This is a genomic window from Acidicapsa borealis (genome assembly GCF_059115245.1).
Genome location: NZ_JCACNY010000001.1, coordinates 317,334 through 344,123, shown reverse-complemented (window position 1 = coordinate 344,123; position 26,790 = coordinate 317,334). Strand labels below are relative to the sequence as shown.

Sequence of the window (26,790 nt, the reverse complement as noted above, 5' to 3'; positions counted from 1 at the left end):
GTCTCCTGTCGCGCTCATGACTTTTCGAGCCCTGTATTCCGCTTGCGGTTCAAGGCCGGGAAAGACTCAAACATGAAACGCGTATTCGATGGAATTGTAGCAGGAAAGACACTGCACTTCATAGAAGAAAAGGCGAAAGTTCAGGCGTCCGGATTTTTCCCTGACAGCATTGAATCCTCGCCGCTCCGTACTGTCCAGGGATGGTTTACTGCACGGTCAACGTCACGTTGCCTGTGGAGCTCGAGCTTCCCGAAGTGCCCGTAACGGTGATGGTGTAGGTCCCCGCTGTCGTTCCAGGCACGATGACGGTGGGGCATGCTTTGCTGCGGCTGCCGCCGCAGGCAGTGATCGCACTTGTCAAACCCACAAGGAGCAGCAACACGCCCAGCAGCCTCCTCCTCGCAGATCGGTGAGCGGGAATGCCAAAGAGTAGGAGGGCAGCGAGAGCCAGGCCGCCGGCGGGATACCACGGAGTGCGCGGCGGCGCGGTTGCCGAAGCTGTACAGGGGGGACTAGAGGCTGCGGTGGTGGTGATCGTCAGGGTCGCTGTTCCGTTCGCTGCTCCGCTGATGGCGACCGGACTGGTCGAGCCGAAGCTGAACGTTGGCGGGTGCGCGGCTCCCGTGGGACCTGAAGCGAGTGCTGCGGTCAAAGCGACGCTGCCGGTAAATCCGCCGGCAGGCGTAATCGTGATCGTCGATGTGTTCCCGGTCGTGGCCCCTGCGGTCACTGTGACTGCCGATCCACTTACCGAAAACGTTGGGTTGTTTACCGTCACCTGCGCAGTTGCGGTGGAAGAGAGATAGATCGCATCACCGGAATAGCTGGCTGTGAGGGTGTTGGCACCAACCGCCAACGATCCCGCCGGGATAGTGATCGTGGCGATGCCCCCGGCAAGGGTCACAGGCGAAGAGGTATATGTGCCACCGGGCAAGCTGGTGACGGTCACGGTTCCTGTCGGGCTCGGCTGTCCGGTGACTCCGGTGAGGGTGGCGGTTACGGTCAATGGCTGGGCCACGGTGATTGCCGATGCCGACAACGAGAGGCTCGCCTGGGATGCGCTCTTTGCCGTCACCGTCACTGACGCATGCGCTGTAGCCGCGAGATAGTTGGTATCGCCGGAGTAGGAAGCAGTCAGGGCGTTCGCCCCGGCCGCCAAGGTTCCGGCCGGGATGCTGATGGCAACGCTGCCGGCGGTGAGTTTGACTGCTCCGGAGGTATAGCTGCTGCTGGTAAGGATAACGGTCCCTGTCGGGACGGGATTTGCTCCCCCATCCGTCACAGATACCGTCACAGTCAGCGCCTGCCCTACTGTAATGCTTGATTCTGAGAGGTTGATGCTGGCGGTGGGCGTGCCTTGCTGGGCCGTCAGCCCTTCTCCTCCGGTCGCCACAATGGGAGCATAGAGCGAATCGCCGGGGTAGCTGGCCTGGATGAAATGCGTTCCCGAGCCGACCGGCGAGATGCCTGCAGCGGTGGCCGTGGAAGTGAGGACGATCTGGGTATTCGAGTCCGCCAGGGAGCCTGAAGCTTGTAGCTGGATGATATCGGGAAGGCCGTCGCCGTCGATATCGGCTGCCACCATGGTGCTGCCGGAGTAAATAATCGTCGCGGGTTTGGCGGCTGACCGCTTGGGAACGCCGAAGTCATTGAGGGCGAAGGTACCGTCTCCCTGATTGAGGAAGATGGTAAAGCCGTGGTCAAAGAATTCAGCGGAGTCACGCGCTTCCGCCACATCCGGGAGACCATCGCCATTGTAATCTCCGACAACATAGGCGTAGGGCGGTTCCCCCTGGAAAGGCGGACTGTAGGAGGGGAAAGTGCCGTCTCCATTGCCGTAAAGAACGTTGCCAATCGTACTGTAGGTCTGGTCGAAGTATCCGACCAGGACGTCGAGATTGCCGTCTCCGTTGAAATCGGCCACGGCAAGGGGACCACTTCCCGTAAATCCAGACGCGGTGATGGAAGGGGTGAACGTTCCGTCGCCTTTCCCGGCGAGGAAGAAGACATTTTCGGTTGTGCTATCCACCCCGATCAGATCCGGGATGCCGTCATTGTTGAAGTCGCCCACGGCGATGGAAGAGGGCGCTGGGGTGGGGGAAGTTGTCGGAGCTGCTGGAGCGAAGGACCCGTCTCCCTTGCCCCGAAAGACTACGATCTGGTTCTGGCTGATCAGGGCCAGATCTTCGTAGCCATCCTGATTAAAGTCGCCCGCCACGATCGAACCCACGGGTTGCGCTGAAACGATTCCGAAGCTGCCGGGGGTAAAGGTTCCGTCCCCGACGCCGAGCAGGATTTCGATGGAATTGGTCGAGGAGACAGAGACAACCAAATCGGGGATTCCATCGCCGTTGAAATCTCCCACGAGGATCGATTGCGGCAGGTAGCCGACCGAGATTACTCCGGGAACCGCTGAGAACTGGCCTGTGCTGGACGAAAAAGGTTTTCCATTCCCGAGGTATACCTGCAAGGAGCCGGTGATCTCCTCCTTGGAGCCGCCCTCAACGAGATCCGGGATTCCGTCGCCGTTGAAATCCGCCGTTGCTAGCGCTGTTGCATGCGGGTAATCGTCGGCAATCGAGTATCCGAAACTTGTGCCCGTTTTTGCGGTTGTGCCTGCAACCAGCGGCGCACTCGCGATCGATGCATTTCCGTTATTTGCGTCCAGAAAGGAAATCGTCCCGCTGGGAGGGGCAAGGTTGACGTGATTGACGTATCCCGTTACGGTGCTCGAGAGCGTGTAGTCGCCGACCTGGCCAGACGAGCTCATGGTAATCGAGGTGGGAAACGCTCCAGTTACCTGCACTGAAAGTGTGTTCGACGTGCTCGACGCGTTACTCGGGGTGCCATTCGGCGTTCCGAGAAAGATAGCCTTGTAACTGTGACTGCCGATGCCTGGGATGTACCGCAGGATCGCCTTCCCCGCACTTGGCCCGCCCTGGATGATCTGCACCGTGCCAAGCAGGTGAATGTCCGTGCAGTGAGGGGCGGATGCGTCGCAGAAATTGACCTGTCCGGCAGTCACCGGAGTTCCGCCGGCAGCGACCGCGGCGGTTAGGGTAATTACGCTTCCGGAGGCGATCGACCCCGCATCGGAAATTGGATTACCGTTAGAAGACGCGGACAGCGCCGTGGCGGTGGCTGCGGCGGCATGCGCAGTAACGGCAGGCCAACCCATGGCAAACATGAAGCCAGTGACTAAAGAAAGAGATCGCATCCACTGCATAACTCGCACCAGCCTCCGGGCCATTCAATGAGCAGACCTGATTGCGTCCGGTCCGTGAATGCAGCGAGTGTACAGGAAGTGGAGAAGTTACACGAGCGACTTTCCTGCAGAGTTATAGCGCGGAATGACTTTTGTACCTTGTAAGCGAAAGGCCGGATAGAGGGAAACTTTCCCTGAAATCCGGCCTTGATAAGTAGAGCCAAATCCGATTGGCTAATTGTTCGATCGCCTTTAGTTTCTGCTGCGCATCTTGCTGAGCAGGCGAAGCATTTCAAGATAGAGCCAGACCAGCGTGACCATGATGCCGAAGGCTCCGTACCACTCCATGTACTTCGGAGCGCCGTACTGCACGCCCTTTTCGATGAAGTCGAAGTCGAGCACCAGGTTCAGTGCGGCTACGCCGACGACGATCAGGCTGAAGCCGATTCCGATGATGCCGCTGCCGTTCACGCTGTTGGGTCCGTTGAAGTTGATGTGGAACAGGCCCAGCACCATCTGCATCAGGTAGAAGAGTGCAATGCCGCCGGTCGCCGCGAAGACGCCGAGGCGAAACTTCTCCGTCACCTTGATGATGCCGGTGCGATAGAGAAAGAGCATCGCAAAGAGCGTACCGAAGGTGAGTCCGACCGCCTGGATGGCGATTCCTGGATAGCGCAATTCAAAGACCGCCGACAGGCCGCCTAGCACCAGGCCCTCGAGCAGCGCGTAGGCTGGAGCGGTGACCGGTGCCCACTCCTTCTTAAAGATGGTGATCATGGCGAAGATCAGTCCGCCGATCAGGCCGCCAATGAGATAAGGGGTGACTGCGCCCATCGCTTCCGCTGGATCGCTGGTCTGCGCCGCCTGGAGGAACTGGTACCAGGTGAAGCTTGCCGTGGCGAAGGCGCACAGTAGCAGGATGCCCGTCTTGTTGATTGTTCCGTTGAGCGTCATGGACTGGCTGCGATTGCCAATGCTGCCGCCGAAGCGTTCGCCGTACTGCGTACCCGGCCAGATTGCAGCCTGGGATTGAGGCCGATTTCCGTATCCACCGCCCGGCAGGTTGCGGAAGGTGTTCTCGCTCAGCGCCGGATTTGAGGTTTTCATGAGTGCCATGTGTCGATTGCTCCCGAGGACAGGCCACGCGTACCGCCCGTCGCTCTACCTACTATGTTAGACCCAGAAACGAGGAATTCGACTCTACATACAGAGCCGCGGGAGCTGAGACGTTGGTATCAGCTGAACACCCGTGGCGGCGAACTCCGCTTCTGTCGCGGCGACCGTACCCGGCAAGTTGACGGAGCGGCAGGCATCCTTGAGCACGAAAGCTTCAAAACCAGCCTTCACTGCGTCCACTGCGGAGTAGCGGACGCAGAAGTCGTAGGCAAGCCCGGCGAGAAAAACTCGCCGGAAGCCTCGCTCGCGCAGATAGCCAGCCAGACCGGTCGGGGTGATCTTGTCGTTCTCGTAGAAGGCGGAGTAGGAATCGATCTCGGGGCGGAAGCCTTTGCGCAGGATCATTTCTGCGCGTCCTACGATCCCAGCCAGCCCGGAATGGAACTCTGCCCCTTCGCTGCCCTGGGTGCAATGGTCCGGCCAGAGCGTCTGTGGGCCATACGGAGCCTGGATCAACTCGTAAGGCTGCTTGCCTGCATGCTGCGAGGCGAACGAGCTGTGTCCCTCCGGATGCCAGTCCTGGGTGAGCACGATGTGATCGAAGCGCTCCGCAGCCTGGTGAATGACGGGCAGCACGGCGTCCCCATCCGCGATGGCCAGTCGCCCGCCGGGACAGAAGTCCCATTGGACATCGATGATCAGCAGAAGATCGTCCGGACGCATTCGGAGGATGCCGGGATTGGCCATGGTCGCCTCAGGTTCAGTGTAGTACCTCGAGACCGAAACAAATCTCCCCTAACCAGCGCTCGAAAAATCCTGTCTAATGCGCTGAATGGACTCGAACGATCACAGCGCGATCCGGGCCGTTCTGGGCGGAGACATGGAGGCCTACCGGAAGCTGGTGATCCGGCACAGTCCGTCTCTTTTTCGAGTCGCATTCCGCATTACCGGAAATGAGGCGGATGCAGATGAAGTCGTCCAGGAGGCTTTACTGCGGGGCTATCAAAGGCTGCCATCGTTCCAGTACAAGTCGAGCTTTGGAACCTGGATCTACCGCATCGCGGTGAACTGCAGCTTCGACCGGGTGCAGCGCCGGAGCCTTGCAATAGACAGTGAATCGCCCGCGGCCGCCGGGCCCGATGGCCGGCCACCGGTTGAGTTAGCGGACACAGCTGGTGGTCCGGAGCAGGCGCTGCTGAATGCCGAACTGGGGCAGATGCAGACGATTGCCATGAAGGCACTGACGCCGCTCGAGCGCACAGCGTTTCTGCTCAGGCATGTCGAGGGGCAATCGACGACGGAGATAGCAGCGGCACTCAACATGGGCCCAAGCGCGGTGAAGCAGGCAGTCTTCCGGGCAGTACAGAAATTGCGGCAACGGCTGGCGTCGTTGCGGGGGAGCGTATGAATCATTTTTCGCAAGAGCAGTGGATCGCATACCTATACGAAGAGGACGACAGCAGCACAGAGATGAAGGCGCACCTGCAGAGCTGCCCCGAATGCGCGGCCTTCGCTCGGGATCTGGCTGCCGATCGTGTGTTCCGTGATTCAACTCGGTTCGCGGCCGATGTGCCTGCTTGCAACGCAGACTACGGCGAGCGAACCTGGGATTCGCTCGCAGGCCGGTTGACGCCGTATCCGGCGAAGCCGCGAGGATTCTTCGTCAGCTGGAAGCTGGCCTTTGGTCTCGGTCTGGCTGGAGCTGCCGTTGCGCTGGCTATCGTTGCGTTCTACTCCGGCCGGCTCTGGGAGAAGAAGCAAAGCAGTGAAGCGGCGGTGGCGGACCACAACCCCGCGACGGCGCAGGGACGCGAGAACGTCATTCTGCTGGTGCTCGACGATCACCTTGATCGCTCACAGCGTCTTCTGGCCGAACTGGACGACGCCGACAGTGCCGCGAGAGACCCGGAGTTGCGCAAGACTGCGCGGGAGCTTCTCGCTGCCAATCGCCTGTACCGGGCCGTAGCCGGGCGGGCGCCGGCCAAAGGCACCTCCAGCAAAGAGGCCGGCGTGGATGATGATTCTCTCCAGATGATGCTTGACGACCTTGAGCCGGTGCTGGTGGAGCTGGCCAATCAACCCGCCGCCCCTGACCGCAGGGAGATCGTGCGATTGCGCGATGGAATGCGCACCAACGGGCTGCTCTTCGAGATTCACATGCTCCGTTCGCAGGTTCGTCCGGTTCAACCCGAACAGGTGGCAGTCCGCCGCGAAGGGAAGATATAACATGCGACACACCTCGCGCCTTGTGAGTTTACTTCTACTTGCCGGAACAGTATTTTCAGGCACCCTGATTCACAGCCAGGCCGCAATGCTCCCGGCTGGCGATGCTGCCTCCTTGACTTCTTCTGATGCCGTACTCAAGGAGAGTGCAACGGCAGCAGACAGCAGCGAAGACACCCTCTATACCAGCGGCACACGGGCGATCCAGGAGGGCCGCTGGGCAGAGGCCGCGGAGATCTTCATCAAGGTCACAGCCCGCCACGGAGAACACGCCGAGGGGGCTCTCTACTGGCGCGCCTACGCCGAAAACAAGCAGGGTAAATACGCGCAGGCGCTCAGCACCTGCAGCGAGTTGCGCAGCACGTATCCAAAGAGCCGCTGGCTCGACGACTGCGCGGCACTGGCCATTGAAATCCAGAGCAACGGTTCCACCACCGCGCCTGCGCCCGGTGAAAGCGAACATCTGCGCCTGCTGGCGCTGAATTCGCAGATGCGCAGGGACGAGGGTCACGCTCTGCCGGAGCTCTTCAAGATTCTCACTGGCAGCGACGCTGAGTTTTCCAAGGAACAGGCCTTGTTCGTGATCGCACAAGGCCAGTCCAGGTCTGCCCGTAAGATGCTCTCGGATGTGGCGCATCCACCAGCCAACGCCCCACAGAGCATCGTCTCGAATCTGCCGTTACAGCTGCGTGCCCAGCAGTTAATGGCGGCTGCGAACGCCAAATCGACGCCTGTCCAGCAGCCCGTCAACCGGCGTATTGGCCTGGATATTGTTGTCACCGGACCGGATGGCAAGCCGGTTACAGGATTGACGGCTGACGATTTCACCATAGAAGACAACGGTCAGACCCAGAAGGCGAGCAGATTTTTCGCCGTCAATCCAGCTGGCTCAAATGCACCAGGCAAGATTGGCGCAGGGCTGGCTACCGAGGTCATGCTGGTGATCGATACCGTCAACGACCGGTTCTCGGATGTAGCCTATGCGCGGGATCAGGTGAGCAAATTTCTCCGTCAGGACGGAGGGCAACTCTCGGAGCCAGTTTCAATCTATTTTTTTACCGGGAACGGTGCTGAACCTCTGGCCGGCCCCTCGCGCGACGGGAATCTGCTGGCGAAGGCAGTGGACGGCGCTGAAGGCCGCCTGCACCCAGTACGCCGTTCGCAGGGCATCTACGGTGAGGGGGAGCGGGTCCAGATGTCCTTGAGCGCGCTCGTTGACCTGACAGCCCAGAAATCTACGGCTCCGGGTAGAAAGATTCTGATCTGGATCAGCCGAGGCTGGCCGCTCCTCGTTGAATCAGACTCCGAGTTCGTTACCTTTCCTTCCAAGATAGCCTTCCATTTTGTAACGGTTTTGTCTTCCGCTTTGCGGGATGCGCGCGTAACGCTGGACTGCATCGATCCGACACGAGTGGCTGGCGAGGAAGCGGTCGAATGGGACCGCTACAAGACGTACCGGAAGCCGGTTACCAACCCCTACTCGACCAGATACGGCAATCTTTCCCTGCCGGTCCTGGCCGAGCAAAGTGGCGGAATCGCTGTCAGCCAGGGCATCAACTTCCTGTCAGAGGAAATTGCAAACGTCCTTGGCAATCCCGCCTACTACTATCTCTCGTTCGAATCGCTGCCTGCGAAGAAGAAGGACGAGTACCATGCTCTGAAGATCACGGTAAACCGGCCGGGCGTGACTGTCCGTACCCGCAGTGGCTACTATGCTCAGCCGTAAAAGTTGAGCGGCCAAGCCGTGCTCCACGTCCATCTTCCATCAAGTGATCCTACGAGGTGAAATAGATGAAGACCCGGTTGATTGTTGGATGGCTTCGTAATGCACTGGCCGTTGCGGGACTGGTGGCCATTGGCTATTGGTTCGGTGCAGGCCGCACGGTCAGGGCCGACAGTTCTTCTGGAAGCGCTATCAACTTTCAACTCCCTGGCGTGAATGAAACCAGTTCGCTGCTTATTTATCAGCCCTCTGAGAAGTCTGTATACGTCTACCGAGGCGCCACTGTTGGAAATTCAGCGGTGCAATGCAGCTTCAAGTTTGTGCTCAGCGCACCGGGCGGGGCGATCCAGCGCGAGAACTGCCCCGTCGGTTCAGCCTTCCATTAGCAGCCGCGAAATTAGAGCGTTTTGCCTTCACGCGCCAGTTCGTCCAGCACCTCGCGTGTCGACCGGGCCGCGGTCTCTATAATCTCGTCGGCATCGGCTCGCGTCAGCACCAGCGGTGGGGCGAAGCCCAGCGCCTCACTTTGCGGCATGGCACGGGTAATTACGCCCTTGTCACGAGCGCGCTTTGAGATGCGGTAAGCCACGGTTAGCGCTGGATCTAGTCTGCGTTTCGTGGCCGGATCAGCGACAAACTCGACTGCCAGCATCAGACCCACGCCGCGAACTTCGCCGGTGATCGGCAGACCGTCAAAGGCGTTGTGCAACCCAGCCAGCATGTATGCGCCCACCTCGGCAGCGTTCTGCGTCAGGTTCTCGCGTTCCAGAATGTCGAGGTTGGCGTTGGCAGCTGCGACGCCGATCGGATGCCCCGTGTACGTGTATCCGTGCGGAAACACACCCGCCTGCGCCGCGCCGGCTTCCATCGCGCTGAATACCCGCTCGCCTACGATCACGCCCGAAAGGGGCGCGTACGCCGAAGTCAGCCCCTTGGCGATGGTGATCAGGTCCGGCTGAATGTCGTAGAGCTGCGAGCCGAACATGCGGCCTGTGCGGCCAAAGCCCGTAATCACCTCGTCGGCGATGAGGAGAATGTCGTACCTCCGCAGTACCGCCTGAATCGCCGCCCAATATCCTTTGGGAGGTGGAATCAACCCGCCCGTGCCCAGTACCGGCTCGCCGATGAAGGCGCCAATGGTCTCCGGGTCTTCGCGCACGATGAGGGCTTCGAGCTCCTCCGCACGGCGTGCGCTGAACTGCTCTTCCGTTTCGCCGGCCTCCGCGCCCCAGTAAAAATGTGGTGCGCCGGTCCGGACGACGGCCGCAACCGGCAGATCCATGAAGTTGTGATAGAAATTCAGCCCGGTCATCGAGCCGGCCATGACCGTATTGCCGTGATAGGCCCTGTCTCGGGCAATGATCCGCTTCTTCTTCGGCTTGCCGATGAGGTTGTGGTAGTACCAGACCAGCTTGGCGTTGGTCTCATTCGCATCGGAACCGGACGTTCCGTAGAAGACGCGCTTCATCGGCGCGCCGCCCGCCCCCACTGGAGCCATCTTCACCAGCCGGTTAGAGAGCCGGATCAGTTCCTCGGTCGAGTGCCCAGCGTAGGTATGAAAATAGGCCAGTTGATGCGCCTGGCGGCTGATGGCCTCCGCGACTTCCATCCGGCCGTAGCCAATATTGACGCAATATAGGCCAGCAAAGGCGTCGATCAGCTCGCGGTCCTCTCCAGCCTCATTGAGCGTGACGCGGACACCACTGGCGCCGCCCACGATCGTCGAAGGGACTTTACCGCTGGCGAAATCGGCGATATTGGTGCTCGGATGGAGAACCGAGGCCTGATCCTGATGCTGCAGATCCGGTAGAGAGACTTCCGGAAGGGTCGTTTCAATTAGGGAAATTGGGGCAGGCATAGACTTCCTCGCTTGCTGTCGCTGGATGCCTACCAGATTACATGATGCGTGGAGCTCGTTTTGGAGCCGCAGCTACGCAGCCAGCTTATGCAACGAGCCTATGCAACGAAGGCACCGACCCGCGTTTCTGCGGCTGTGAGGGAGTCGCAGGCGCGGTCGAGAGTCTCGTATTCAGGGTCGTGTTCCGCCCGGAACGCGCGAAATGCCTCTTCGCTGCTCCAGCGATCGATGGTGAGGTAACGACCTGGGACGTAGGCGTCCTTGAGCAGTTCCGTGCCGAGGTATTCACCGGAATTCGCGAAAAGTGCCGCCCAGGCACCCTGGGGACCGTAGGCAGCTTCAAAAGCAGCGACCTTCTCTTCCGCTATGTCGAACTGCCAGAGGATCACAAACATGGGGTTCTCCGACTCAGATTATCGCATTTGGAGGCTCCTGCAGGCGGCAGGGAGGACTCAGCTCCGGCACGCACGGCGCAGGCATGAAGAATGTATCGTTTCATACAACCTTATTGAAGGCCCGAACATCCTATCATTCGGTAATCTATAACTCGAGTTCACATTCGTACACTTACTTACTTCACTTACCTTTCCTCACGCATCCGGATGATACCTATCTTGTGCGTATCGACTTTAAAATCAATCTCTTACAAATTAACCTAATAGTTGTTTGGGCTCCAGACAACCCACAGATATTTTGTGCCGTCCAAGAATACACGAGCGCAATATTGCTCGGTAATCAATCCTTGGATCTACCCGGAAAGGTTGTGGTCATGGCTGTAACCAATGAAGTATTCAGTCCCCAGGAGTATCTAACTAAGGGTGGCTTTGGTAAGACCATTCTTCAGGTAAAGAAAAACGAAGGGATCTTTTCTCAAGGAGAACCGGGCGATACGGTCTTCTATATCCAGAAGGGCAAAGTCAAGCTCTCTGTAGTGTCTCCTTCAGGTAAGGAAGCAACGATTGCCATTCTTGGCGCCGGTCACTTTCTTGGCGAAGAGTGCATCACGAGCGATCAACCGACGCGCACGTCGTCCTCTCGCGCGCTTACTCCATGCGTCCTCCTGCGCATCCGCCGGCAGGAAATGGTTCGCGCATTAACGGAAGAAGGCGCAATGTCGCGGCTGTTCATCAAGTACCTGCTGTCGCGTAACACGCGTATTCAGGCTGATCTTGTAGACCAGCTTTTCAACTCCAGCGAGAAGCGTCTCGCGCGTACTCTGGTTCTGCTTTCACAGACCGGTCGCGAAGATCAGCCTCTTGCTCCGTTACCCAAGATCAGCCAGGCAACACTTGCCGACATGATTGGGACAACGCGGTCGCGAGTCAGCTTCTTCATGAACCGGTTCCGCAAACTTGGCTTCATCGAGTACAGCGGATTGAATCGGATTCATGTCAATAGTTCGCTGCTTTCAGTGGTACCACTGCAGTAAGAGAAGTTAGTTCATAGATATCCCCCACATTCACTCTCAGGGCGCGATTCCTAACTGGAATGCGCGCCCATTTTTCGATACCTACTCGAGCCGATTTATCTACTTTATTTCTTAACTAACTTCCAGCCCAGCCGCTTTCCGGTAATACTCTGATAGATAAAAGCAGTCAACGCCTCGGGACCGACACGGTCACTCGCCCATTTCTCATTGAACTCTCGTGAAGGATCTTCGGCGATGATCTGTTCGAGCGTCGCTGCCTCGCCGACCCGCTTCGCTATCCGGTCGCGGACGGTCTTCAGCATGTCGCGATAGAACTTCAGATCAGTGCGCGTGGCCACTGGGCCATGGCCGGGAATAACTTTCGTCGTGTCGTCAATCATTGCTAGAACTTCGTCGATCACCGGGAAATAGCCGTCGATGTTGCCGCCCACGCCGATGTCGACATAGGGGTACAGGCCGTTTACGAAAATATCGCCCATGTGGACTACGTTCGCGTCGCGCAGGTACACGATTGTGTCGCCGTCTGTATGTGCCGGGCGGTTGTGCATGGCTCGAATCTCCCCGCCATTCCAATCGATCGTCAGCGAGTGGTCGAAGGTGATGGTCGCCGTTTCGTCAACCGGAACAGGCGGCGCAGTCGTTCCCCAGTAGCGGCTGACCTGTGGTGCGAGCTGGCGCGCGCGGCAATTGTCCTGCGCAATCAGCACGGCGCCGTCACGATGAAAGATCCCGTTGGCTCCGGTGTGATCCGAGTGGTAATGCGTGCTGATCACATAGCGAACAGGTCCCGCGTGCAGACCAGCCAGCGCCTCCTCCAGCCTGGGCGCGGCCTGGGCAAACTCGGTGTCGACGAGCAGCGTGCCCTCCGGACCAATCGACGCAACGACATTGCCGCCCGAGCCTTACAGCAGATACGTATTCGGAGCCAGCTGCTGCACATCAACCTTGAGGTTCGCCCAGTCCGTGGAGAAGCCGCCAGCGACTTTCCACTGCGTTTGGGAACTCAAAGCGACGGGAAGGAATACGAGAGAAAGAATCACGGTTTGCCAGCAGGACTTGGGCATGAAGTTCTCCGGAGTTGGAGACAGCATACCCCAGCCTGGCAAATCGTCCGCGTCTTAGGTCAGCGCTTGAGAATATCGATGGGTTGCGTGTAGTCGGTGGTGCGCAGGTATTTAGCCAGCGACGGGTGCTGCCGCTCCAGAGCCTTGTGCATCTCCCAGGCCACATTGCGATAGCTGAAGTGCCCAGCAGGGCCGCTGCGCAGCTCGGAGATGTACTGCGCTTCGGCAAAGTCCATCTTGAAGAGCGAACGAATGCGTGTGGCCAGCGGCAGCAAATACTGCGCTGTTTGTACTGCCTCGGGAGCGTTGCTCGCGGCGATCACGCGGCTTGCGGCAAAGGCCGCCTCGACCTGCGCCTGGTATTGCGGCAGAATGCCCGCCTCAGCCAGACCGGCCGCATCGCCGGACTCAGGCGTGTCGTAGCCGTGCAGCCAGGTGAAGTCCTGAATGATCTGTGTGCAGCGGCGATGCCGGTGCATGTCGCGGAATCCGCCGATATCCATCAGGATGTCGAAGCGCAGCGCTGCTCCGGCGTGGAAGGCACGCAAAGCTTCGTCATGACGTCCGCGGTGGCGTAGGCCCAACTCGATATACTCAGCCACGCGCGCTTCGGGAAGGGCGGCGACAATGTCTCGAATCTGCCGATAAGAGTAGTGGCTGGCCGAGTACAGCAACGTTGCCGCCAGTTCCACTTCGAGCGACTCAGTGCGCTCCACCAAATCGACCACTGGAGCGGCTGCGATGGACGCCCCTCCAAGCAGCTCTGCCGCAGCCTGTGTAAGATCTGCCTGCGTCTGCTGGGCGTACGGATTGGGTGTCGCGTACTTAACCAGTGTGGGCGAGGCTGAAACCTGCCGCGTCAGCAACCGCTCGTACTCGGTGCCCAGCCCTGGGCTCACTTCGGCAATTTTTTCGTACAGTGCAAGAAAATCTTCGGCGTAGAGATTGAACGCAGGTCCGGTTGCGGACTCTTTCAGCTTTTCGCCCAGGTCGCGAATCTCCGCGGTCGGATGCGAGAGCAGCCGCGAGACCTGCGTTTCGAGCGTTCTGGCGTTCACAATCTGGCCCAGCGAAGTGTTCGTGGCCAGCGGCAGCAGGTAGCGAGCAACGTCGAAGGCACGGGCCTTCAGCGTTCGCTCGTAGGCGTCCTGCTTCATCTCGTCGGGTCTTGCGACACGTTCCTTCAGAGCCTCGAAGACCGCAGCCGAAGTGCTGGAATACGCGCTGAACAGGTCTTCCACCGTCCTGGTGTAGAGCCGCCTCTCCGCCTCCGCTTCGCCAAAGTTCGGCAGATACCAGCCCGATTTTTGAAAGTTCTGATAGCGAGTAGAGCGCTCCTGCCCATCCCACCGCTGTTCGTCCACCAGCACAATCGCTGCCAAGAGCGACAGCCGCTCAATCGCGAAGGCGACGTGGGCGAGATCGGCGATCGAACGGTGACCATACTGGAAGTAAAACGTGTTCAGGAACTGCTCGGCGCGTTGCGCGTTCAGCTCCCGAAGGGACTGCCGCATCGACAAGGAGGAACGGGAATACTTGGCCATGGCATAGGCCAAAACCTCAGGGTCAGCCCCATGAACGGCGAAGACTTCGGTCTGGTTTTGAGCGTGTGCGGGCGTGCTGGGGAGGTTGGTCAACATGTGATCTCTGGCGACCAGAATACGGCATGGGCCTTGATGCCGATCCACAGGCCGCGCGCCAAAATGCAGGATTTTGCCTTCCAGCGGACTCAGGCGTTACGCATACCCGTCCGGTTCGTCTAGCATGTCAGAGGACGCCCGATGTATCGGCAGTGCGTCTTTGGAAACGACGATGCGCGAAATTCTCGAAAAGACATCGCACCGCCCCTGGCCATTGCCGGAGCGCCGCTGGGCCATGTCGCAGCATTGGAACGACTTGCTCTTCGCGCACTGGCCGATCCGTGTCGCCGAGATCGAGCCCTTGCTGCCGGATGGAGTTGAAGTCGATGTCTTCGACGGGTCGGCCTGGATCGGTGTCGTCCCGTTCTGTATGGACAAGATTCGAGTCCGCGGAGTGCCCCCGATTCCCGGTGTCCGCAAATTTCCTGAGCTGAATTTGCGCACCTACGTCCGCGACGTGCTCACCGGCACTCCCGGCGTCTACTTCCTCTCGCTGGATGCCTCCAGCTTGTTGGCCGTCATTGGCGCACGCACGCTCTTCCATTTGCCTTACTACTGGGCGCAGATGAGCATCAAGCCAGTGAAAACGGGCACGGGCGGCGAAAGAGAATTCTCCTATTTCAGCCGCCGGCTGCTCAGCCCAAAGCCGGTCAGGTTCGTGGCCCGCTATCGGGGTCTTGGCCCGACACGCAAGCTAGTTCAAAGCCGCCCCGGCACCATCGAGTACTTCCTGACGGAGCGCTACTGCCTTTTCACACGCGATGCCCTTGGCCGGCTGCAACGAGCGAACATCCACCACATGCCATGGCCGCTCGAAGACGCCGAAGCCGAGATCGAAGAAAACGACCTGGCCTCCAACGTAGGCCTCACTCTGCCCGACACCAAACCGCTGCTACATTACTCCCGCAATCTGGCTGTTTACATCTGGCCCACCGAATTGGTGCAAGCTGCCGGGCTACAGGTGGGGCCGGTAGCGGCCTCCGCATAAACTTCAATTGCCAAGGAAGAAAGAAATAGAAATGAGTGAATCATCAGGACGCATTGCGCTGGTTACCGGCGCATCACAGGGAATTGGCCGGGCGTGTGCCCTGGCCCTGGCAAAAGCTGGCGCGACGGTTGCCCTGGCGGCGCGCAACGAAGCCAAGCTGGCCGAAGTTCAGGCAGAAATTGAAGCTGCCGGTGGCACGGCCGCGGCCTTTGCGCTCGATGTAGCCGATGAAGCGTCGATCAAGGCCGGTGCGAAGGAGATCCTCGCGCGCTTCGGCAAAGTCGAGATCCTGGTCAACAACGCCGGCATTACGCGCGACGGCCTGGTCCTCCGCATGAAGCGCGCCGACTGGGACGATGTGCTCTCAACTAACCTTACCGGGGCGTTCCTGCTGACCCAGGCGGTTCTCTCCGCGATGCTCAAGAACCGCTGGGGCCGCATCATCAATATTTCCAGCGTGGTGGGCCGCACCGGGCAGGCCGGCCAGGTGAACTACGCCGCCACCAAGGCGGGCATGATCGGCATGACGCGCTCGCTCGCCCGCGAAGTGGCCTCGCGCGGCATCACGGTGAATGCCGTGGCTCCCGGGTACATTGAAACTCCGATGACCGCTGTCCTCAATGAAGCTCAGACGGCAGCCATGATGGCCACGATTCCACTCGGCCGCGCGGGCACTGACGCGGATATCGCCTCCGCCGTGCTCTATCTGGCTTCCGAAGGCGCAGGGTATGTCACTGGCCACGTTCTCGACGTAAACGGCGGCATGTTCATGGGCGGTTAACTGAGACGCATAACGTGAGGCAGATAACGTGACTGATGGAATCAGCGCCGCCGCCGATAGTCCTAAAAACGGGCGGTGCGGATGGCGGCAATATTCCAGAATGTCTCGGAGAAGCCAAATCCTCCAGGCTGGCTGGCCGGTGAGGGGAAGCATGCCTCGGAGGCAGCCGGTCCTGCCTCGCCGCATCGTGTGCTCTCCGCGGGCCTTCGGTACGTAGCCCGGCAGCCGATCTTGGATGCCCGCGGCGCCGTACATGGTTACGAACTGCTCTTTCGCGCCGGGCCAACGACCGCCTTCAGCGGTGACGGCGACGCGGCCACCCGAGCGGTGCTCGATCACACCGTTATCTTCGGCCTGGAGCGACTGACCGGGGGAATGCCTGTCTTCGTCAACTGCACGCGGGAAGCACTGGTGGATCGCCTCGTCCTGGTGCTCCCACCCGATCAGACGGTGCTGGAGCTGCTCGAAACACTCAAACCAACTGCCGAGTTGCTCGCCGCCTGCCAGGAATATAAGGCTCGCGGGTACCGCATCGCCCTGGACGATTTCGCCTGGTCTCCGGCCTGGCGAGGATTTGTCGACCTCGCAGACTACGTCAAAATTGATCTAGAACAGACCACCCCGGAACAGAGGCGCGGCCTGATCGCGCAGCTGAATGACTCCCGCGCGAAGCTGGTTGCGGAACGCGTGGAAACGCAGACCGACCTGGAAATGGCGCGTCGCGAGGGCTTCTCGCTCTTTCAGGGCTACTACTTCTGCCGCCCTGTGCTGATGGAGAATCGCGCCATTCCCGCCAATCAGCTCGTACACCTCGAGATGCTGAGCGCACTGCACGAAGAACCACTCGATACCAGGCGTGTGAGCAACCTGGTCAAACGCGACGCTTCCCTCACCTATCGCCTGCTGCGCATGGTCAACTCGCCCATGTACGGCACCACCAAGGTGATCAGTTCCATTCATTCCGCGCTGGTGCATATCGGCGACGAGATGTTCCGCCGGATTGCGATGCTCGCCATCGCGAGCGAGCTCAAGCGCGACAGCCCATCGGAGCTGCTGCGCATGGCGTTCCTCCGCGCGCGCTTTTGCGAGCTGGCTGCTGCCGTAAGCGGCCAGGATCCGACCGAGCAGTACCTACTCGGCATTCTCAGCCTGCTCCCGGCCATGATGGGCGTGACCATGGATAAAATCGCCGACGCAATGCCGCTGCGGGCCGCCGTACGGGAGGCCTTGCTGGGGGAAGAAAACACGGAACGGGCCGTTCTGGGCTGGCTGGAAAAGTACGAGCTCGGCCAATGGGAGCGCTGCGATGCCCTGCTGCAATCAGCACACCTGGGCGGAGACAGATTTCCGGAGTTCTATACCTCCGCAGTCCAATGGGCGGAGGCGAATGTAAGTGTGGCCACGTGAGCGCGCATTCAGTTCGGCTTGGGTGCCGCCTGATCCCGATTCTGGGGATTCATCGCTACCACCGTGGTCGCGCGAAATACGCCCTCCTTCACCGCACCCTCCGCGCGAAGCTGCTGCCCCGGCTTGATGTCGGCCAGCGTGATTGCATCGCGGCGCTGCCGGAATGAGGTGTCCTCATCGACCTCGATAGCATGCGGCGCATGGTCCACCATGCCCTCGATCGTGATACGTGTACCGTCGATCGCCGTGATGCGCCCGGCAAGCCACGTCTTGCCATAGTTGGCTTGCATCTCGCGCATCTGCTTTGCGCGCTCCGCGTCCACCTGCATGATGAAGATGGCGCCAATCGACTTCGCGGCCGTGTCCATTTCACCGCCTGCGGTAATGAAGTCGCCAACCTTGATATCCGTTGGCTTCAACGGTTGCGGTTGCTGTATCTGGCCGCCACCGTCCGCGTCATCGGCCCCACTTCGTGCAGCTCCGCGGTTACCCTGCCCTGCAGCTCCGTTCGCGCCGAATCGCCGCCCACCACCTGCGGGCTGTTTCATGATCCGCGTATTCGCGCTGTAGTGAACCGTATAGCTTTCGCCGGAGTCCGTCTTGATCGTGTAGTGTTCCGCCGTCACTTCGGTCACCGAACCGAGCACTCCGCGCGCGCCGGCAGGGAAATCTCCACCCATTCCGCCACCGCGCATCCCGCGCCGCGGGCCGGGTCCCGACCCGGAACCCAATCCCGAACTCCCATTCTGATCGGGCTGCTGCGTTCCAACGGGTTGCTGCGATTGTCCGAGCATGGATCCCGCTGCGACTGCCGCCAAGATTCCTGCAAAAAAAATGCCTCTCATCCGATCCTCCGAATCTCCTATGTGCATAGACGGCCAGATTGCATCAAAAGCTACAGTTCCTGTTATGGGTGGTCGGATAAGCCCGTCAGGTTTAAGATGCAGACGGAATCGGGAGTTCAAGTATGGCAACTTCAGCGATCGCGAGCAGCATCGGGCTGCGCGAGAAGTACAAGGCGGTCCGGCAACGCAGTCTCCAGCTTTGTAGACCGCTCACCCCGGAAGACATGATGGTACAGTCCTGCCCCGAGGCGTCGCCCGTTAAATGGCATATCGCCCACACCTCCTGGTTCTTTGAATCGTTCGTACTTCGCGAATTCCTCCCTGGATATTCCGTCTTCCATCCGGACTTTGCCTGGCTCTTTAACAGCTACTACCAGACCTTCGCGGAATTCCCCGATAAACGCCTGAGAGCCTCTTTCTCCCGCCCGGGAATTGACGCGATCCTCAACTTCCGCGAGCACGTAGACGCGGCGATTGAGCGCCTGCTGGAAGGTGACGCCCCGGAGGAAGCTCTCGTCCGCATCGAGCTAGGCCTGCATCACGAGGAACAGCACCAGGAACTTCTCCTCACCGACATCAAGCACGCCCTGTACACCAACCCGCTCCAGCCCGCGTACCTCGAAGGCGAGCTGATCCCCACCGCGAAAGACCCAGCGCCTCTCCGCTTCCTGAAATACGAAGGCGGACTTGTCGATATCGGACAGGACAGGGACGAGAGATTTGGCTTCGACAACGAACGGCCCCGGCACCGTGTCTGGCTGGAACCGTTCCGCCTGGCATCGCGGCTGGTTACATGCGGCGAATACGCCGAGTTCATCGCCGATCGGGGGTACGAACGTCCCGAGCTGTGGCTTTCCGCCGGTTGGGACACAATCAAGTCTCAGAAATGGCAAGCCCCGCTCTACTGGGCCAAAGTCGACGGCGAATGGGTCATCGGCACGCTGCGCGGGAAGCGTACTCTTTCCCAGATCGCCACCTCGCCTGTAGCGCATGTCAGCTACTTTGAGGCCTGCGCCTACGCCCATTGGGCGGGCTGCCGGCTTCCCACGGAAGCGGAATGGGAGTCCGTTGCGTCTGTTTTTCCGGTGGAGGGAAATTTGCTCGACACGGGTAACCTCGAGACGGTCCCCGCAGTTGGCCCGGCTGGCGTCCCGGCACAGCTCTTCGGCGACTGCTGGGAGTGGACAGGCAGCGCTTACCTCGGCTACCCCGGATTTGCTCCCCTGGCCGGGTCGCTGGGTGAGTATAACGGCAAATTTATGAGCGGCCAGATGGTTCTCCGAGGCGGATCCTGCATCACACCACAGGGCCATATTCGCGCCAGCTACCGGAACTTCTTTCCCCCGGAAACACGCTGGCAGTTTTCAGGAATCCGGCTCGCGTCATCGTAACAGCAATCAGAATTGAGGCATCCAAAGTACCTATGGCAACCGTTCTGTCAGACCTCGCCGCCTCTCGTGCGCATGTGATCGCAAGTGCAACCTTCCCCTATCCGGACCTGGTTCGTGAAACCGCATTCCAGGCCCCACCATCCTGCGATCCAGTTCTTAGAGACATCGTCCTTGAGGGCCTGACACGCTCTCCCAAGCAGCTGCCTCCTTGGCTCTTTTACGATGAAGCCGGATCGCTTCTCTTCGACCAGATCACCGCACTACCCGAGTATTACCTCACCCGGCTAGAACGCAGCCTGCTTGCCGCTCACGCCGGCGAAATGATCGCCGCAGCCGCCGATGGCGAACGCCTGCGTTTGGTCGAGCTCGGCGCCGGGTCCGCGGACAAAACCCGTACCCTGTTGTCAGCCGTCATTGCCCACCAAGGCACCGTGGAATACCTGCCCGTCGATGTCTCAGAGACAGCCCTCGCCGCCGCCTGCGAACGTATCGAATCAGAATTGCCCGAAGTCCTCGCGGTTCCGGTTGTAACGGATTACACACGAGGCTGGGCTATTCCCGGCCAGGACGCAAGCGAACGGCAGATGCTCCTCTGGATCGGCTCCAGCATCGGCAACTTCGAGCCGGAAGCAGCTGTCGAACTCCTGCGCCGCATCAACGCCACCATGCAGCCCGGAGATTGTCTCCTGCTCGGCGCGGATTTAGCTCCCCTCGACCCGGAAATGCTCGAAGGCGCTCCCATGCCCGCGGGCTGTAAGAGTGTTGAAGAACTTAAAGCCGCCTACGATGATGCCGCCGGAGTGACCGCCGCCTTCAATCGCAACATGCTTGTCCGCCTCAATCGCGATCTTGGTGCTGAGTTCGATCCCGGGAGCTTCGCCCACCGCGCCGTCTGGAACCCGATTGACTCCCGCATGGAAATGCACCTCGAAAGCCGTGAAGAGCAGTCCATCTGGATCGAGGCGCTGGAGATGAAGGTAAACTTCGCCGCTGGCGAGCGCCTGCACACCGAAAATAGCTACAAGTACACCGCCGAACAGATAGCCGGCATGATGGCGCTGGCCGGTTTTCCCGTCGAGCGACATTGGCTGGCGGGCGGCGAAGCCAAACCGATGAAAGATCGCGATGGAGCCTGGTTCGGCGTCATGCTCGGCCGCAAAGGCTAAACAAGAAAGCCCCATGCCGCAGAAACGCGGCAAGGGGCTCACTCATTCTTTAAAAAAGGCGACCGTTCAACGGCCGCCTTTCTTTTTGGCGACTTACTTCTTCGGCTTGTCGATCCGGACCAGCAGAACATCATGCGAGTCCAGCTCGATCGGCATATTGTTCTTCAGAGCGATCTCCTTGCCCGTCCACAGATCCTTGCCCGACTGCGTTGCGCCCAGACCGATGCGGCTCAGGTTCAGGTGGAAGGGATGCGTCGCCACGCGATCGCTGCCGACGTTAACCACTTCAACCGCCATCGCTCCGCCAGAGAGTTCACGCGTCCAGACTTCAACTTCTCCGTCGCTATAAGCTCGCTTGGCCTGCTTGCCCAGCTTGTCCTGGTCGATGGCGATCACGTCCTTGTTGGTGAGGATGGCCTTGATCTCCGGCTTCATGTTGGGCAGATCGTTGCCTGCCAGCAGCGGCGCGGCAAACATCGCCCACCAGCTGAAGTGCGTGCGATTTTCAGCCAGGCTCAGCTTGCCGTTACCGACTTCGAGCATGTCAGGATCGTTCCAGTGACCAGGTCCCGAGTAAGTCTCGAGTCCCGCCTGCTGGCTGGCAATGTCATAGATGCTCTGCCAACGGGCTTCCACGTCTCCGGTTGTCCGCCACAGGTTGCCGCCCAGCGCAGGTGCCCACTCCCACGGCGAATCCCAGCCATACTGGCAGAGCGAGAAGACAATCGGGCGGCCAGTCTTCGCCGTCGCCGCCTTGAGAGCCTTGCCCATCTTCTCGTAGGAAGCGATCATCAGCTTCATCTGCGCGGCCTTATCATTGGGAGCCTGCTTCTCCATGACGTCAGGAATGAAGCTGCACAGGTCGTACTTCAGGTAGTCGAAGCCCCAACTCGCGTACATATCCGCGTCCTGCTGCTCGTGATCCAGCGAACCAGCAAAGCCGCCGCAGGTCTTCGTTCCAGGTCCGGAGTAGATGCCGATCTTCAAGCCCTTCGAGTGAACGTAGTCGGCAAGCGCCTTCATGTCGGGAAACTTGCTGTTGGTGTGGAGCACACCGCTCGCATCCCGCTCCCCTTCCCAGGTGTCGTCGATATTGACGTAGATGTAGCCGGCATCTTTCATGCCCGTCGCGACCATCTGGTCGGCGGCGCCGCGAATGTCCTTGTCGGTCACGCGCTCGGCAAAGAAGTTCCAGCTATTCCAGCCCATGGGCGGAGTTAGGGCCACTTGCTGCGCAGAAGAGATCGCAGGAAGGGCAAATGTAAGCGTTACCAAAGCAGTAGAAAGCAATTGACACTTGAGGCGCATCGGGTTTCCTCGTAAGGGTTTGGCTGTATGTCAGCCCGTTGGTTGGATCTTCAGGAGTTCTGAACTCGGTGGTAGTCCCCGCTCTTGCCCCCGCTTTTCGACTCCAGTTGCAGGTTGCGGATGACGATCGATTTATCCAGCGCCTTGGTCATGTCGTAAATTGTGAGCGCGGCGATGGAGGCTGCAGTCAGCGCCTCCATTTCTACACCGGTGGGGCCGGTTGTGGCTACTGTTGCGTGAATCTCCACGCCAGTTGCAACAATTTCCGCGCGAACATCCACAAAGCTCAGAGGAAGCGGGTGGCACATCGGGATCAGCGACGACGTCTGCTTGGCCGCCTGAATGCCTGCGAAACGAGCCACCTCCAGGGGGTTTCCCTTCGGATTTTGCGGTAGCGCGGCGAGCACAGCCGCCGACAATTCCACAAATACCGAAGCCGTCGCCTCCCGGCGCGTCTGCGCTTTGCCGCTCACATCCACCATAGACGCACGACCTGTTTCGTCAAAATGGCTCAGCATGGGTTTTTCCGAATCTGACAAGGTGCTCCTTAAGCCGGCAATACAATGCTGAGCTCTGAGGCCTGCCGGCGAGGCTGCGGTCGAAAGGCCTCTGTGCGATGGGCAATCGAAAGCTTCTCCCGGCTAAGGATCTTGCGAATCTGCCCGCGCGCGTGATCCGCCCACGGCCCAGCCTTATCCAGCCTGACATACACCTGCCAGTGTGCCAGCGCGCGCCGGCGTTCGCCTTTCCGCTCGTAGGCGAGTGCAAGGTTGTAGTGTGCGTCTGCATAGCCAGGCGACAATAAAATTGCCCGGGAGTAGGCTTCGATGGATTCGTTTGGCCGCTGCAGCTCATCCAGTACATTGCCCAGATCAAAGAACGCCAGCACATACGATGGATCGGCCTGGGTTGCGCGCCGGTAGAGTTCCTCTGCCTGCACATAGTGCTTTTGGTGATAGTTCAGCGTGCCCAGGTTGATCAGCGCGGCCGTGTACACAGGATCGATTTCCAGTATCTGGTCGTAAAACTCCATCGCAGCAGCCTTGCGTCCCTGCTCTTCTGCCTGCACCGCTTGTAGAAACAACTCCTGCAGAGTGCGCTCACGAGTCCCGGCATTGCGCGCCGGCGGCAGGATCGAAACCGGCACAGCCTTGCTTCTTGTGCACGGTTCCCCTGCAAACTCGAAATCAAAGAAGAGCTGGCGGCGAATGGGATCGACCATGGCCCCGGAGTGACGAAATACCAGCCGCGTCCCCGTGCGAACAAACGGAAGTTCAAGCAGCGGATTGCTCAGTCCGGAAACAGCCTGCATCGCCTGAACGGAATTACGGATCGACCTGGGGCTCATCCGTAGGTGCTGCAACTCCCGTAGCGTCCTGAGTTGGGATAGCTCCGCAAAGCCGTAGTCCACCGTAGCGGAAATCAGTCCCGCACGCTCCCAGCCAACCAGCTGGCGGGGGGAAATCTGGAGAATCCTGAGTACATCCTGGCGGCTATAGCGGGTCACGATAATGTCCACCCCTTGTGGCCGGATTGAAATCTCTTCAATCCCTTGGGGACTGAGGCGATTATGCCGCGATTATCGGTGGATAAGAGCGCTCTAACAAGCACAGTTTGAAGAAAATCGTGGATAACTGGTGTCGAATCTGGTTCAAAAGCCGGTATTTCGTATTTCAGTCAATCCCAGATGGATTCCGTTATGAATTTTTACTTCTATTGAACATTGCACTGGGGCGGCGTAAAGTTTTCTCGTCCGTCTGAGGAGGAAATTCTGCCCATGCCGCGCCTGCCCCACTTGTCCATCTGGCACTCCCCTTCCCGGCTCGCGATGGCTGTCGCGGTGACCGCCTTGGCGCTTGGATTCGGCCCTGACAGGGCCCGCGGGCAAGCTGGAGAGCAGGCTGGGCTTGACCAGCTGCACAAGGCATTTGCCAATCCTCCCGACGACGCGCGCATCATGATGCGCTGGTGGTGGTTCGGTCCTGCCGCAACCAGGCCAGAGATCACCCGCGAGCTCGAACAGATGAAAGCCGCCGGCATCGGCGGCGTCGAGATCGCCAATCTCTACCCGCTGGCCCTCGACGACGCTGCCATAGGTTTCCACAACACACCATTCCTGTCCGTCGAACATCTGCAGGCACTCGGCTTTGCCAATGAGGAAGCTCGGCGTCTTGGCCTGCGCCTCGATATCACCCTTGGAAGCGGTTGGCCATTCGGCGGCCCGCACATCCCGGTCACAGAAGCCGCCGGTAAACTCCGCGTCGAATCCATCTCCGTCGCTCCCGGAGCGACCTCCGCGCTCGCTCCCTTTGTGGACACGGGTGAGGAGATGCTTGCGATCTTCCTGGCTCCCGGGACCGGCGCTACCTCGGTGAACCTCGCGCATGCAACGCAACTCACGGACATCACAGCACACCGGCTAGAATTCGCGGCGTCGCCTGAGGCACGCACACTGCTCTGCTTCCTGTCGAGCCGCACAGGCATGGTCGTCAAACGGCCTTCCATAGGCGCCGACGGCTTCGTCCTGGACCATTACGATCGCGCCGCAACAGAAAATCATCTTCACGCCGTGGGCGACAAGCTGCTCTCAGCCTTCGGCGACCATCCGCCTTACGCCGTTTTCAGCGACAGCCTGGAAGACTACGCCTCCGACTGGACACCAAAGCTGCTATCCGAGTTCGAACGCCGCCGCGGCTACGACCTCCGCCCTCACCTGCCCGCCCTCATCGGTGAAGCTACGCCGGAAACCGCCGCCATCCGCCACGACTGGGGCCGCACCTTGACCGAGCTCGCCGACGAAAACTTCCTCGCCCCGATGCAATCCTGGGCAACGGCCCATCACACCTTGCTGCGCTCGCAAACCTACGGCTTCCCGCCCGTCTCGCTTTCCAGCAATCGCATCGCCGATCTGCCCGAAGGCGAAGGCAAGGCGGTCTTCCAGATGTGGCGCGAGTTCTCCGACACACGTTGGGCAGCCTCCGCCGCGCATCTCTTTCACCGCCCGGTCGTCTCGTCGGAGACCTGGACATGGCTGCACTCCCCCGCCTTCCGCGCCACTCCGCTGGACCTGAAAGCCGAAGCCGATCTGCACTTCCTCCAGGGCATCAACCAGCTCGTCGGCCATGGCTGGCCCTATTCACCTCCCGGCGAACCCAAGCCCGGCTGGCGCATGTACGCCGCAGCCGCCCTTGATGCGCACAACCCCTGGTTCATCGTCATGCCGGAACTGACGCGCTATCTCCAGCGCGTAAGCTTCGCATTGCGCCAGGGCCAGCCAGCCAACGACGTAGCCCTGTTGTTGCCCACCGATGATGTCTGGGCGTCTTTCAAAGCCGGAGTACAGCCTAAGGCCTCCCCAACTTCGCCACTTGGCTTCGACACTTCAGGCTCCAACGTCACGCTCGACGAGTCGATGGGCAAAGTCCTCGGCGACAAAGTTATTGCCAGAGTTCTCGACGCCGGTTTCAATCTCGACTTCATCGACGCCGACGCCATCGACTCCGTCGGCATTCCCTATCGGGTGCTGATACTGCCCTCGATTGACCGCTTGCCCGTCGCCACGCTGGAGAAGATATCAGCCTTCGCCCGAAAAGGCGGCATTGTCATCGCTACAGGACGACCCCCAGCTACTTCACCCGGATTTCTCCACGCGGATCAGGATTCCTCGCGGGTCAAAGAGATCTCGCGCCAGCTCTTCCAGGAAACAGACGCCCCCGGACACTTCATCGCAAGCGAAGATGATCTTGGTAATGCATTGGCAAAGTACGCGAAGCCAGACATGACGCTCACTCCGGCAACGCCAGCAATTGGCTTCCTCCACCGCAAGCTGCCGCAAGGCGATCTCTATTTCGTTGCCAACACCAGCAACGAAACCAAGCACGCGATGGCAAAATTTCGCGACATAGCCCGCCACGCCGAACTTTGGGACGCAATGACGGGCGAAACCCTGCCCGTTCCGAACCCAACAGAGATCGAACTGAACCTGACTCCGTACGAGTCACGCCTGATTCTTTTCTCCGACCAGGCCCCGGCAGCTCAACCGCAAGCGAAACACCGCGAGACGCAATTGGCCGACCTGTCCTCGCAATGGACCATTCGCTTCGGCGGAACACCTCAGCCAATAGCCACGCTCACCTCGTGGGCCACCGACGCCCGAACCCGCTACTTCTCAGGCGTGGCAACCTACGAAAAGAGCTTCGACGCACCTGCGGAGAAGTCAGACTCGGAGCTATGGCTCGACTTCGGCCCGGGAACGAAGGTGGCGCTGCCGTCCCCGCCCGGTCCTCACAATATGCGCGCCTACCTCGATAGCCCCATTCGCGAGGCGGCCCGCATCTATGTCAACGGCCAGCTTGCCGGATCCATCTGGCATCCGCCTTACCGAATCGAGATCACGCGGCTGACGCACCCCGGCAAGAACAACCTGCGCATAGAGGTTGCCAACACCGCCATCAACGAGCTGGCTGGTCAGCCAATGCCCAGCTACCGTCTGCTCTGGGACCGCTTCGGCACCCTCTTCGCCCCGCAGGACATGCAGCATCTCGAGCCATTGCCTTCAGGCCTTCTGGGTGAAGTCAAACTGTTGGCATCAGACCTGACCAAATAAGCGCAAACGCGAGCCATAGCCAGACATGGCTACCGCTCGG

The 26,790-nt window shown here is 59.8% G+C and carries 23 protein-coding genes; 11 read left to right on the top strand and 12 right to left on the bottom strand.

All coding sequences use genetic code 11. The features are described 5' to 3' along the window. Window positions 1-205 precede the first annotated feature (205 nt). The 3 genes from AC5S27_RS01380 to pncA form a co-directional block, all read right to left on the bottom strand. Window positions 206-3,217: an FG-GAP-like repeat-containing protein gene (locus AC5S27_RS01380; RefSeq protein WP_493932792.1), complete on the bottom strand. Its 3,012-nt coding sequence runs from the start codon at window positions 3,215-3,217 to the stop codon at window positions 206-208. A 240-nt stretch (window positions 3,218-3,457) separates the two neighbouring features. Next, a complete protein-coding gene (locus AC5S27_RS01375) occupies window positions 3,458-4,321 on the bottom strand; it encodes a Bax inhibitor-1/YccA family protein (RefSeq protein ID WP_493932791.1) in 864 nt (287 codons plus the stop codon). Window positions 4,322-4,405: 84 nt separating this feature from the next. Next, window positions 4,406-5,068: a bifunctional nicotinamidase/pyrazinamidase gene (pncA, locus tag AC5S27_RS01370; RefSeq protein ID WP_493932790.1), complete on the bottom strand. Its 663-nt coding sequence runs from the start codon at window positions 5,066-5,068 to the stop codon at window positions 4,406-4,408. Window positions 5,069-5,201: 133 nt separating this feature from the next. Between pncA and AC5S27_RS01365 the strand changes: the two genes are divergently transcribed. The 4 genes from AC5S27_RS01365 to AC5S27_RS01350 all read left to right on the top strand — a co-directional run bounded on the left by AC5S27_RS01365 (window position 5,202) and on the right by AC5S27_RS01350 (window position 8,653). After that, entirely contained in the window at window positions 5,202-5,729 is a 528-nt protein-coding gene (locus AC5S27_RS01365; RefSeq protein WP_493932789.1) for an RNA polymerase sigma factor, read from the top strand. After that, a complete protein-coding gene (locus tag AC5S27_RS01360) occupies window positions 5,726-6,547 on the top strand; it encodes a hypothetical protein (RefSeq protein ID WP_493932788.1) in 822 nt (273 codons plus the stop codon). The genes AC5S27_RS01365 and AC5S27_RS01360 overlap by 4 nt, the downstream gene beginning before the upstream one ends. A 1-nt stretch (window position 6,548) precedes the next feature. Further along, window positions 6,549-8,270, top strand: coding sequence for a VWA domain-containing protein (locus AC5S27_RS01355; protein WP_493932787.1), 1,722 nt, complete (start codon window positions 6,549-6,551; stop codon window positions 8,268-8,270). Between the two features lie 65 nt (window positions 8,271-8,335). Then, window positions 8,336-8,653: a hypothetical protein gene (locus AC5S27_RS01350; protein ID WP_493932786.1), complete on the top strand. Its 318-nt coding sequence runs from the start codon at window positions 8,336-8,338 to the stop codon at window positions 8,651-8,653. 11 nt (window positions 8,654-8,664) lie between these two features. Here AC5S27_RS01350 and AC5S27_RS01345 read toward each other — a convergent pair whose 3' ends face one another. Together AC5S27_RS01345 and AC5S27_RS01340 are read right to left on the bottom strand one after the other, a co-directional pair. After that, window positions 8,665-10,125, bottom strand: coding sequence for an aminotransferase (locus tag AC5S27_RS01345; protein ID WP_493932785.1), 1,461 nt, complete (start codon window positions 10,123-10,125; stop codon window positions 8,665-8,667). 98 nt (window positions 10,126-10,223) lie between these two features. Then, window positions 10,224-10,520 carry an antibiotic biosynthesis monooxygenase family protein gene (locus AC5S27_RS01340; RefSeq protein WP_493932784.1) on the bottom strand — a complete coding sequence of 99 codons (297 nt, stop codon included), beginning with the start codon at window positions 10,518-10,520 and terminating at the stop codon, window positions 10,224-10,226. A 221-nt stretch (window positions 10,521-10,741) separates the two neighbouring features. Here AC5S27_RS01340 and AC5S27_RS01335 point away from each other — a divergent pair, with 221 nt between their 5' ends. Next, window positions 10,742-11,554, top strand: coding sequence for a Crp/Fnr family transcriptional regulator (locus AC5S27_RS01335; RefSeq protein WP_493932783.1), 813 nt, complete (start codon window positions 10,742-10,744; stop codon window positions 11,552-11,554). Between the two features lie 104 nt (window positions 11,555-11,658). On the opposite strand, the gene AC5S27_RS01330 is transcribed toward AC5S27_RS01335, so the two are convergent. The 3 genes from AC5S27_RS01330 to AC5S27_RS01320 are packed head-to-tail and all read right to left on the bottom strand — an operon-like array spanning window position 11,659 to window position 14,258. Next, window positions 11,659-12,429, bottom strand: a complete 771-nt coding sequence (locus tag AC5S27_RS01330; protein WP_493937253.1) for an MBL fold metallo-hydrolase — start codon at window positions 12,427-12,429, stop codon at window positions 11,659-11,661. A gap of 27 nt (window positions 12,430-12,456) precedes the next feature. Then, window positions 12,457-12,618: a hypothetical protein gene (locus tag AC5S27_RS01325; protein WP_493932782.1), complete on the bottom strand. Its 162-nt coding sequence runs from the start codon at window positions 12,616-12,618 to the stop codon at window positions 12,457-12,459. 59 nt (window positions 12,619-12,677) lie between these two features. Then, complete coding sequence (locus AC5S27_RS01320) at window positions 12,678-14,258, bottom strand: FAD-dependent thymidylate synthase (RefSeq protein ID WP_493932781.1); 1,581 nt, start codon at window positions 14,256-14,258, stop codon at window positions 12,678-12,680. Window positions 14,259-14,430: 172 nt separating this feature from the next. Between AC5S27_RS01320 and AC5S27_RS01315 the strand changes: the two genes are divergently transcribed. The 3 genes from AC5S27_RS01315 to AC5S27_RS01305 all read left to right on the top strand — a co-directional run bounded on the left by AC5S27_RS01315 (window position 14,431) and on the right by AC5S27_RS01305 (window position 17,434). Further along, complete coding sequence (locus AC5S27_RS01315) at window positions 14,431-15,246, top strand: YqjF family protein (protein ID WP_493932780.1); 816 nt, start codon at window positions 14,431-14,433, stop codon at window positions 15,244-15,246. A gap of 31 nt (window positions 15,247-15,277) precedes the next feature. After that, window positions 15,278-16,027 carry a 3-oxoacyl-[acyl-carrier-protein] reductase gene (gene fabG, locus AC5S27_RS01310; protein ID WP_493932779.1) on the top strand — a complete coding sequence of 250 codons (750 nt, stop codon included), beginning with the start codon at window positions 15,278-15,280 and terminating at the stop codon, window positions 16,025-16,027. Window positions 16,028-16,108: 81 nt separating this feature from the next. Beyond that, window positions 16,109-17,434, top strand: a complete 1,326-nt coding sequence (locus AC5S27_RS01305; RefSeq protein ID WP_493932778.1) for an EAL and HDOD domain-containing protein — start codon at window positions 16,109-16,111, stop codon at window positions 17,432-17,434. Window positions 17,435-17,442: 8 nt separating this feature from the next. Here the strand turns inward: AC5S27_RS01305 and AC5S27_RS01300 are convergent, their stop codons facing one another. Beyond that, window positions 17,443-18,252, bottom strand: coding sequence for a DUF5666 domain-containing protein (locus AC5S27_RS01300; protein ID WP_493932777.1), 810 nt, complete (start codon window positions 18,250-18,252; stop codon window positions 17,443-17,445). Between the two features lie 149 nt (window positions 18,253-18,401). Between AC5S27_RS01300 and egtB the strand changes: the two genes are divergently transcribed. Then, a complete protein-coding gene (gene egtB, locus AC5S27_RS01295; RefSeq protein ID WP_493932776.1) occupies window positions 18,402-19,670 on the top strand; it encodes an ergothioneine biosynthesis protein EgtB in 1,269 nt (422 codons plus the stop codon). Window positions 19,671-19,702: 32 nt separating this feature from the next. Further along, on the top strand, window positions 19,703-20,836 hold the full coding sequence (egtD, locus tag AC5S27_RS01290; RefSeq protein WP_493932775.1) for an L-histidine N(alpha)-methyltransferase: 1,134 nt from the start codon (window positions 19,703-19,705) through the stop codon (window positions 20,834-20,836). Between the two features lie 93 nt (window positions 20,837-20,929). On the opposite strand, the gene AC5S27_RS01285 is transcribed toward egtD, so the two are convergent. Genes AC5S27_RS01285 through AC5S27_RS01275 form a run of 3 tightly spaced genes read right to left on the bottom strand, consistent with a single transcriptional unit; the run spans window position 20,930 to window position 23,651 of the window. After that, window positions 20,930-22,144, bottom strand: a complete 1,215-nt coding sequence (locus AC5S27_RS01285) for a glycoside hydrolase family 27 protein (protein WP_493932774.1) — start codon at window positions 22,142-22,144, stop codon at window positions 20,930-20,932. Window positions 22,145-22,194: 50 nt separating this feature from the next. Next, window positions 22,195-22,662, bottom strand: a complete 468-nt coding sequence (gene moaC / locus AC5S27_RS01280) for a cyclic pyranopterin monophosphate synthase MoaC (RefSeq protein WP_493932773.1) — start codon at window positions 22,660-22,662, stop codon at window positions 22,195-22,197. Window positions 22,663-22,691: 29 nt separating this feature from the next. Next, window positions 22,692-23,651 (bottom strand): tetratricopeptide repeat protein, encoded by a 960-nt coding sequence (locus AC5S27_RS01275; protein WP_493932772.1) that lies wholly within the window; start codon window positions 23,649-23,651, stop codon window positions 22,692-22,694. A gap of 270 nt (window positions 23,652-23,921) precedes the next feature. On the opposite strand from AC5S27_RS01275, the gene AC5S27_RS01270 reads away from it, so the two are divergent. After that, on the top strand, window positions 23,922-26,750 hold the full coding sequence (locus AC5S27_RS01270) for a glycosyl hydrolase (protein WP_493932771.1): 2,829 nt from the start codon (window positions 23,922-23,924) through the stop codon (window positions 26,748-26,750). Window positions 26,751-26,790: the final 40 nt, after the last annotated feature.

What these genes read in the sequence shown, in the direction of transcription:
- AC5S27_RS01380 (WP_493932792.1), bottom strand. Translation starts at nt 3,217, where the DNA reads ATGCGATCTCTTTCTTTAGTCACTGGCTTCATGTTTGCCATGGGTTGG.
- AC5S27_RS01375 (WP_493932791.1), bottom strand. Translation starts at nt 4,321, where the DNA reads ATGGCACTCATGAAAACCTCAAATCCGGCGCTGAGCGAGAACACCTTC.
- pncA (WP_493932790.1), bottom strand. Translation starts at nt 5,068, where the DNA reads ATGGCCAATCCCGGCATCCTCCGAATGCGTCCGGACGATCTTCTGCTG.
- AC5S27_RS01365 (WP_493932789.1), top strand. Translation starts at nt 5,202, where the DNA reads ATGGAGGCCTACCGGAAGCTGGTGATCCGGCACAGTCCGTCTCTTTTT.
- AC5S27_RS01360 (WP_493932788.1), top strand. Translation starts at nt 5,726, where the DNA reads ATGAATCATTTTTCGCAAGAGCAGTGGATCGCATACCTATACGAAGAG.
- AC5S27_RS01355 (WP_493932787.1), top strand. Translation starts at nt 6,549, where the DNA reads ATGCGACACACCTCGCGCCTTGTGAGTTTACTTCTACTTGCCGGAACA.
- AC5S27_RS01350 (WP_493932786.1), top strand. Translation starts at nt 8,336, where the DNA reads ATGAAGACCCGGTTGATTGTTGGATGGCTTCGTAATGCACTGGCCGTT.
- AC5S27_RS01345 (WP_493932785.1), bottom strand. Translation starts at nt 10,125, where the DNA reads ATGCCTGCCCCAATTTCCCTAATTGAAACGACCCTTCCGGAAGTCTCT.
- AC5S27_RS01340 (WP_493932784.1), bottom strand. Translation starts at nt 10,520, where the DNA reads ATGTTTGTGATCCTCTGGCAGTTCGACATAGCGGAAGAGAAGGTCGCT.
- AC5S27_RS01325 (WP_493932782.1), bottom strand. Translation starts at nt 12,618, where the DNA reads ATGCCCAAGTCCTGCTGGCAAACCGTGATTCTTTCTCTCGTATTCCTT.
- AC5S27_RS01320 (WP_493932781.1), bottom strand. Translation starts at nt 14,258, where the DNA reads ATGTTGACCAACCTCCCCAGCACGCCCGCACACGCTCAAAACCAGACC.
- AC5S27_RS01315 (WP_493932780.1), top strand. Translation starts at nt 14,431, where the DNA reads ATGCGCGAAATTCTCGAAAAGACATCGCACCGCCCCTGGCCATTGCCG.
- fabG (WP_493932779.1), top strand. Translation starts at nt 15,278, where the DNA reads ATGAGTGAATCATCAGGACGCATTGCGCTGGTTACCGGCGCATCACAG.
- AC5S27_RS01305 (WP_493932778.1), top strand. Translation starts at nt 16,109, where the DNA reads ATGGCGGCAATATTCCAGAATGTCTCGGAGAAGCCAAATCCTCCAGGC.
- egtB (WP_493932776.1), top strand. Translation starts at nt 18,402, where the DNA reads ATGGCAACTTCAGCGATCGCGAGCAGCATCGGGCTGCGCGAGAAGTAC.
- egtD (WP_493932775.1), top strand. Translation starts at nt 19,703, where the DNA reads ATGGCAACCGTTCTGTCAGACCTCGCCGCCTCTCGTGCGCATGTGATC.
- AC5S27_RS01285 (WP_493932774.1), bottom strand. Translation starts at nt 22,144, where the DNA reads ATGCGCCTCAAGTGTCAATTGCTTTCTACTGCTTTGGTAACGCTTACA.
- moaC (WP_493932773.1), bottom strand. Translation starts at nt 22,662, where the DNA reads ATGCTGAGCCATTTTGACGAAACAGGTCGTGCGTCTATGGTGGATGTG.
- AC5S27_RS01270 (WP_493932771.1), top strand. Translation starts at nt 23,922, where the DNA reads ATGCCGCGCCTGCCCCACTTGTCCATCTGGCACTCCCCTTCCCGGCTC.